The following is a 9,063-nucleotide window of genomic DNA, read 5'->3' as shown; positions in this document are numbered from 1 at the left end:
CACATTTGCTCAACAAAAAGCTGAGGATTTTCAAAAATAAGTTGGTTTTCAATTCATTGGTGAGCATGGCTCAGGTCGCCCTGCGGTAAGACCTTCGCGAGAGGTGGGAGTTTCTCCGGGTTGGTTTTAAGGCTTTAGCCAGGCCAACACATTTGCTCAACAAAAAGCTGAGGATTTTCAAAAATAAGTTGGTTTTCAATTCATTGGTGAGCATGGCTCAGGTCACCCTGCGGTAAGAGGGTAAATGCTTACTCGAATTCACTTCTAACTACGCTTTTTATAAATAACTGAAAATCAGTGTAATACAAAAATATAATTACTTGTGGACAGGGTGTAGCACCGATATTCATTGGTATCTAAGGACTTGCGACTTGTCGCTTGAAGCTTGCCCCTGTCAAGGCTTCTAACTACGCTTTTTATAAATAACTGAAAATCAGTGTAATACAAAAATATAATTACTTGTGGACAGGGTGTAGCACCGATATTCATTGGTATCTAAGGACTTGCGACTTGTCGCTTGAAGCTTGCCCCTGTCAAGGCTTCTAACTACGCTTTTTGTAAATAACTAAAAATCAGTGTGATACAAAAGCGTGGTTACTTGTGGAACAGGGTGTAGCACCGATATTCATCGGTATCTAAGGACTTGCGGCTTGTCGCTTGAAGCTTGCCCCTGTCGGGGCTGTGGACTATTGACTTATGAAAAAGTCTCTTATTATTTTCACTACTTATGTACTTCAAATAGTCTTAAAAACTTAAAGCTAAGAACTTTTTCATAGTCATAACTCCTCACCTCTCCCCTAAAAAAATTACCAAATCATTAAGTTTATGCTAATACGTCCCACAGACACCATAATTCATTAGGAAACAGGTATATTTGAGCCATCAACAAACCTCCTCTAATGAACTTATCTGATGAAACAAAAAACTGCAAAATACATTTCAGTTATACTGTTTCCGTATAACCTGGCCATTGTGACCACCTTTATGGTGTTACGCCTCATGCTGCCACTTCAAGATTCTATCTACTGGACACTATTTGCCTTTTTCTTTCTGGTACTTATTCCATCTTGTTATGTAATAGTACAAATTATGCGTAAGAAAATTACTAATATGAGTGTAGAGGTACGTAGTCAACGTAAGCAGGTGTATACTGTGGGTATGTTTTCATTAATGGCCGCCTGTGGGCTTTTTTATGCTATTGAAGCTCCCAAAGTGCTCCTCTCCTCTTTTGTATTTTTACTGCTGTTATGTGTACTTGCCTTTGCGGTTAACTTTGTGGTGCACAAAACCAGCGCCCACATGATGGGTATTGGGCTTACTTTTTCGTTTTTGTTACAGGGCTACCCTACCATTGCTTACTTTGCCTTGGGCTTTGCCGTATTGGTGGCGTGGTCGCGTTATTACCTACACAAACATACCTTGCCCGAAATTATCTCAGGCTTTGCCATGAGCGTAGGTACTGGATTGATTTTTAGTTTTTATTATTTGGTGTAAGCAGTTTTTACAAGCGGCTGGAAACTGTGTACTTGGGTTTTATCTTTTGTTTTATGAGCAGCTATATACTTCAAAATACGCCAACTTACAACAACCATTGACTACAACAATTCACAATCTTTCATTCCTTTTGCCATATGGTAAGGTACCCCATAACAAAGCTCAATATATCATTAAAAAACCACCCAAAGCCCAAGCCTTGAGTGGTTCAAAATTGTGTGTGCTCATGCTTTTACAACAACACTTATAGCTTGTTGCTTGCACTTTACACCTAACTTACTTCTCCTCAAACTTCACTCGTACACCTTCTGAATGACTGGCAAATTCGGGGGCATACATACACTGAATGGTAGTCACCCCATTTGAGAAATCTCCTGCGTGACTTACCCTCAAGGCATACTCAAATACATATACCCCTTTGGGCAATGCTCCAAAAAAGAAGTGAGTAGCTGCATCGCGGGTACTTTCATAATATCCCAAACCATCTTGCCACTTGTAGCGTGAAATGGTGTTTACGGGCTCTAATCCAGCCGCTCGCATATCTTTCATGTGTACATACTCCATCAATCGGTCTACCCTTAACTCAATGCGTACTTTGATCAAGTCACCCACTTTTACTTTAGTGCCTTTTTTGATCGGTGAAATTACTGGTCCAGCATCTGACATTTTTTGCAAAAACAATTGTTTTTTTAATGCTAATGGAGTTTTAGCCGTTGTAATCTTGTCTAGCTGCTCAAAATACTGCCAGTATACCGCACCCCAGGCAACGCCTTTGTCTTTTTTAGCCACAACTACTTTACCCATATCAGCGGTAATATTATCTGCGTTCCACGACTTTTTGAAATAACCAGTACCTGCTTCTACTTTGGCGGGGCTACTTTCGTCAAACGGGTTTACCTTTTGCCCACCTACAGTTATTTCTACTTGTTTCTCGCTGGTTAGCCAATTGCTACCTCGTAGCAACAACGCATAACAAGCCTCAGTAGTCGCACGGGTGGTTTTCCAATCTTGAGTCTGCTTAGACTTCAATAAGAAAGTACGCAAATCATCTACTGCCTTTTGGTCTTTTGCTACTTCGTCAAACACCTCTACCATCAAAGCTTGTGTTTCAATAGGTGCCTGATACCAGTAATAACCTCCTGTTTGCTTCCAGTACATACCCATTTCGTCGTTGTACAAAGCCCGCTCTTTCAACGACTTCACAATCGCCATTGGCACAGGCTTTTCGTCGTAACGGAACAACCCAAGCGCCAACATGCCTTGCATATACAAACTCTTTTTAGTCCAGTATTTTTTGGCTTGACCAAAGTAATAATCAAAAGCTTTTTGGTAGTCTTTGTTCAGTTTTACATCTTTGAAGAAGCTACGCATGTACAAATATTGCATTTGCATATAACCCAAGTGATCATCGGCTAATTTAATCAAACCTTTGCGTGCCAAGCGTTTTAGTTCTTCGTGGTCATCATAAATTTTGCGGTCTAAAAACTGAATAGCCTTGGTGGTCATTCTCCAGGCTTTTTTGTCTTCTCTCACCTTTTTCACTCCCAGGTTATCTAAATGCCCCATACCAGTGGCAATGTGTTGGGTAATGTAACGATCAGGGTACCCCCCATCAAACCAAGCCCAGGCACCGTCGCTTTTTTGCTTTTTGATAAGCTTGGTCAACGCTTTTTCCAGCTCATTTGCCATTCGATTTAGGTCGAACAGTACCCCCAAACGACGTTTACGCTCTGACTCACTCTTTGAGTTCATCACCCAGGGTGTTTCACTCAAAATCAACGATTTCAACTCTTGGTTTTTTTCCAGGTTACTCAATAAAGCATCCGGTTGGATATTTTTCCAGGTATCAAATACTTTCTTGATTTTGGGGCTTGAGTTGGCTACATGTGCCGCAATGCTATTGGCATAAAAACGACTAAAAGTTTGCTCAGCACATTCGTGCGGAAACTCCATCAAATAAGGCAACGCCTGAATAGCATACCAAGCTGGGTTAGAAGTAAACTCAAGGGTATATTTATGGTGCTTCAAGGTTTTAGACTTGCCACTTGCCATCAGCTTTTTCAACTCAAAAGTTTTGGTTTGATTGCTGCGAATAGGCAAAGGCATTGTTTCGGTCACCAACATACGGTTGGTCAATACGGGTAAAGTCATTTCTTCTCCATCTGAGAATTTACCAGCTTTGGCTACTACTCTATAAGTAATTGCCTGCACACCTACGGGTATTGTTAGTTTCCACTTTACCACAGTGCTTTGTCCGGCTTTAGCCTGAAAATTGAGCTGTGCATTGGTGTTACCCAATTGCTTATCAATAGGCTTATTGGTAATGGCATCAAACAAAAATAATTGCGCCGACCCAGTCAAATCCTTCTCTGATACATTAGAGATTTTAGACATAAAAGTCATTTGGTCGCTTTCGCGGAAAAAACGAGGCGCATTAGGCACCACCATCAATTCTTTTTGGGTCACCAACTCATTGCTGGCAAAGCCATACTTTAGGTCTTTGGTATGAGCAAACCCTCTCATTTTCCACTTGGTAAGCGCCTCAGGCACCGTAAACTTCACAATGATTTCGCCTTTTTCATTGGTGCGCAAGCTAGGGTAAAAGAAAGCTGTTTCGTTAAAATTAGTCCGTGCCTTTACTTGGTCTAGACTACCCCCGCTGCCTCCGGAGGCTTTTTTAGCTACAGGAGCACTTTGTTGCTTGTCGGCTACTGCAACACCAGCAACCACTTTACTCTTGCTTTCTTTGGTAGCTACCGCCATTTTAGGGGTAGGTACGGCTACATCATGCACTTCCTCCATTACTTTTGTTGGAGTCGATGTGTTCCCTGCACTACTGGCTTTTTCTTTTCTAAAACGGCGACGGTCATAATACTTGCGACGACCATACGAATACCCAAACCAATTGAGGTAATCATAACTTTTAGATTTCACATATTTCGTACGGTCATTCCAATCGCGTGCATAAACATTAAAGTTACTGGTCACAAATCCTCCGCGACTGTCCCAGCGCATACGGGCATAATAAGAGTTATAAATACCGAAACTAAATGCATTGGCACGGAAAACATCTAAGGAAGCATCATACAGGGTAGCGACCATTTCGGCAGCTACTTTATCTCCTTTTTTACCTGCAATCTTTATCCGCCATTCTTCTTTCTCTCCTGGCTTAAGTTTGTTTCGGAAAGTTTCAAAGCTAATGTCCAGCTCTTTGTTGGTACGCGGAACATATACAGTTTCGTCACGGTGGTACCAGCGGTTGTTTTTGACAAAAGTAAAGTGTACCCCAAAATTACCTCGGTACTCTTCTTTGGCCAGTACTTCAATCATTTTCTGATTTTTATTCAGCTTCACCCAACGCTTTGCCACAATCTTATTGTTGTGCTCTATTTCATACAATACCTGTACTCCTTTGGCTGCCGAACCCAACAACATTTGTGCTTTTTCGCCAGGCTCTACTTTCATTTTTTCTTTTTTGAAATAAAGCATTTGGGAGGTAGGTATGCTCTTGGCTTTAGGGTCGTACACAGTAAAGTATTTTACCGCTTTCACCTCTTTACCTTGCGCATCTTTGGCTTTTATTTCCAATACATAAGCCCCTTGTTTCCATTTAGCTATGTTGGTAATATTCAATAAACGGCTGGCTTTATCTTTTTCTTTGGTGGCAAATTTCGCGTTCCATACCTCTTTTTCTTTCTTCCACTTGTACTTATTGTTTTCATTGCGGTACAAGTCATTCGGAAACCACTTTTCCCACTCGATAGGGGTATGGATAAATTTATTGGGTTGTGCCCATTTACGTGCCCGTAATACTCTTTTGGGCTGCTGAAGTTGATGAATAGTAATAATACCACTGGTTGTCTGAAACTGTCCATTGAGGTTTTTGGTATTAATTTTCCAAGAGGCTTTTTTGCTTTGGTTTACCTGTGCTCCCACAGATACACTTACTTTGAGCGAACGATACCCCACCGCTGCGGTAGTGCTACTGCTATGGGTTTCACCATTCATGTCGGTTACATCGGCATATACCCAATAAGTAAAAGTAGGGTCTGTGCCTTTGTCTACACTTAAGTCTGGAATAGCCTTAAATTTTACCTCAAACTCACCTTGGGCATTGGTGGTGGCAGTTCCTTTGGTAATTTGCATACTAGGCGAATATGGCGAATAACCATAATAGTAATAATACCACCGTGGAAAGCTTGCTTTACGCACCACACGGTATTTTACCTCAGCTCCATCAATATTAGCTCCTGAATATGCCTTGGCTTTACCTGTAACCGTTACCATATCATTTATCTTAAAACTACCTTTTACTGGTTTAAAGCTTACCTCAAACTTAGGGCGCTTGTAGTCTTCTACTGAAAAGCTGATGCTTCCGTGTGCATCTTTGATGCGCATATTGCCGTTCAAGCCTTTATTAGGCGCTATAAACGAACCGTTAAATGTGCCAAACTCATTGGTTGTCAGGTTAAGCTTACCAGCCTTTTGACCATTCACATCATATAAGGTTACCGTAGTTTTGTAGTTTGCCTTAATGTCGTGCTTATCTCCGTCTGTGTTTAAGACCAACCCCTTGAAATAAACTGTTTGCCCTGGGCGGTAAATCTTTCGATCTAAAAAGAAAAAAGTTTTGGTGTAAGTGCGTTTACTATCGGTATATTTATAACGGTACAAGTTGCCATAGCGCGATTTATATTTGTATGAGTTCAGGTCAAGGGTAGACAGCCAGTCTTTGCCTTTTTCAAACTCCAGCCAAAAATTACGTTTATAATAATCCTCTGTATAAGGTATTTCTATGTAGCCTTCCTTGTTAGATGAATAAGTACCTCCATTTTCTATCAGGTATGACCGTTTTTTACTGTCATAACGGCGCATCTTTAAGGTAGCTTTTACCCCTGCTACAGGCTTGCCGGATGTTCTGTCTAAAACATATACCTGACTAATGCCTTTGTAGCGAAGACTGCGGTTGATATAACTTAAACTACTCACAGTCACTAAATCGCTTGCCACTGCATTGCCCTTGGTTTCAAAATTAGGCGATACACTTGCTACTATCATATAATTGCCCAAAGGCAAGGCTGGAATCTTGGTTTCTACACGATGCATTTGATAATCTTTATCATCTGGCAATTTGGTACTCCAGCTATGTAAAGGTTTTAGTTGATAGGTGGCTTCTAAAAAACAAGCTTGGGCGTGGCTTTTAGGGTTACAGGCAAGATAAGTTTTTTGCAGCCAGTCTAAGTCTATCTTATATACCCGCCAATGCATTTGATCAGTGTTTTTATACTGTACACTTACTCTAAAAGGCTGCTCAGGTACATTTACTCGCTCAGTTTGCACGCTTACGCTCTTGCTGAATATTCTTATTTTCAGGTTTTCACATTTTTGACCCCCCCGCGATTTAGGAAAACGAGCAATTGCTTTATCACATATTTCAATGGCTGTTTTTAGCTTCCATTTCTTTTTGTCCAGTCGCAAAGGGTTGTGGCTCCTACCTTGTTGGTAATAAATATTGGCAATGGCATAAGTCACTTCCGTAGAAATAGGAAACTTAATGCTACGTTTTTCTAAACGTTCCAAGGCTTCACGATACAAGTCTTTTTTGATGGTGGTGCTCAAGTGGTTGTATACAAACTTTAAGCGGGCAAGGTCAGCGTCTACCAATGATGACAAATCTTTGTCGTTTTGATGAAACTTGACCAAGTCTTGCAAAATAGTCAAGGCATAATACTTATACGAAGTAGTATCACGTGACTCTATTTTCATTTTAGCAAAAGCTGCTGCATCCTGCAAATACTCAGGTTTGTTCAGGGTAAACTGATAAGCAGGTTTGGTGAGATTAGGTTCTGAGCTTTTAAAAAAATTAATGGCTCGATGGGCAAGAAAATCATACAAAGTAGGGCGAAGCTTGCGTTGCTCTGCGTGACCTTTTACAATAATTTCGTCGTAAATATCTACTTTTACTTTTTTAAGCTTCTCAGCATCTTTCAGCGAAAGCTTGTATTGATGCATCGTTTCTTCTGTAATTTTTCGTAAATCCCAGGTGTTCAAATCAGCCTGGGCAAAATCTTTGGAAGTGGCAGTACGGTTATTGTAACGCCAACGGTTGCGGCGATAATATTGCCAGTAGACCTGCCCCAACATAGAGTGCAACATGGGTTTTACCGGAAACTCCGCATTTTTTACCTCAGTTTGCAAATCGGTCAGACTTTTTACCAGGTCATTTTCTTCTACCATTACCACGTACTTTAGCTTATGTACAATGGCTTTAATAAGCTGTGCTGAATTTTTATCTTTTTTGGCTTGTGCATAAATGCCGTCTACTTCCTTGAGGGCTGATTTGGGTAATTTCTTTTTCAAAAATCCATTTACCTTGTCCCAACGACTTTTGTAAGCTTTTTGGGCATGTACTTCAGGCACCTGCCAATAACTAAGCGCCAACAAGACCAAGGCACTCAGGAATAAACGCCTTATAGTTTTCGTATAATGCATAATGAGAATAGTTTAGGTGATTTTACAGTAAAATAGCCATTACTTCATCAACTACCCTATTGCCTCAGGTGCCTTACAAGGTAATATATTCACCTTGCTTGTTGCACAACTAACTGACAATAAAAGCATTGAATCGTACTGGCTTGCTGCTTTTAACTAAAATTACAAAAAACAAAGTGCTTCACAATAGATATAGGGTAGTTTATTGTGTATGTAAGTTTTGTCCTTGTTAACAAGACAAGTGTCATAGGGCAAAAGGGGTAGGCTTAGGGTGGTGTAGTCTATTTTTAAGTAATTTCCCTTTTTTTGCCAATGTATATATTTCTTATATCTGCATATATAAAAAAGCCCCAAGTACACAACATTCAAACAACTATAAAGAATAGAATGCAATACAAATTACAGTAAACCTTTGTTGACTTGATTTTTAGTTGAAGCTCCCCTCTAAAGCAAAAAACAACGCAGGATAAAGTTTATCTTGCGTTGTAAAGTTAACTATTCTGTTTAGGGTAATTTTGATTAGTTAGGTGTTTGAATCACTATTTCCCTTAGTTTGATCACCTACTTCCTTAATTATTAGGTTTTTCACATCACTTATTTTCCTCAGTTTGATCGTTTTACTTTAAATTAGTTTGATCACTATTCTACTTTACTTATTTGACACTTACCTCCTTGGTTTGATCACGTTTTACTTTAAATTAGTTTGTCACTTATTTTCCTTGGTTTGATCACTATTCTACTTTACTTATTTGACACTTACTTCCTTGATTTTTAATTGTTTAGTTAGGTTTTTCACGTCACTTATTTTCCTTCATTTGATCACGATTTATTTTCTATTAGTTGATCACTTACTTCCTTGATTTTTAATTGTTTAGTTAGGTTTTTCACGTCACTTATTTTCCTTCATTTGATCACGGTTTATTTTCTATTAGTTGATCACTTACTTCCTTGATTTTTAATTGTTTAGTTAGGTTTTTCACGTCACTTATTTTCCTTCATTTGATCACGGTTTATTTTCTATTAGTTGATCACTTACTTCCTTGATTTTTAATTGTTTAGTTAGGTTTTTCACGTCAC

The 9,063-nt window shown here is 39.6% G+C and carries 2 protein-coding genes; one reads left to right on the top strand and one right to left on the bottom strand.

The genetic code is table 11. From position 1 onward, the window contains the following. The first annotated feature begins 912 nt into the window (after positions 1 to 912). Positions 913 to 1,494, top strand: coding sequence for a hypothetical protein (locus Q0954_RS31345; RefSeq protein ID WP_299465053.1), 582 nt, complete (start codon positions 913 to 915; stop codon positions 1,492 to 1,494). A gap of 276 nt (positions 1,495 to 1,770) precedes the next feature. Here Q0954_RS31345 and Q0954_RS31340 read toward each other — a convergent pair whose 3' ends face one another. Continuing rightward, the gene (locus Q0954_RS31340; protein ID WP_299465050.1) at positions 1,771 to 7,986 is read right to left on the bottom strand and encodes an alpha-2-macroglobulin family protein; all 6,216 of its coding nucleotides are present in this window, start codon (positions 7,984 to 7,986) and stop codon (positions 1,771 to 1,773) included. Positions 7,987 to 9,063 lie beyond the last annotated feature (1,077 nt).

Origin of the sequence: uncultured Microscilla sp. (assembly GCF_947493425.1) — a bacterium.
Taxonomy (GTDB): domain Bacteria; phylum Bacteroidota; class Bacteroidia; order Cytophagales; family Microscillaceae; genus Microscilla.
The sequence above is the reverse complement of the archived record's forward strand: the minus strand, read 5'-3'. Positions and strand labels throughout refer to the sequence as shown.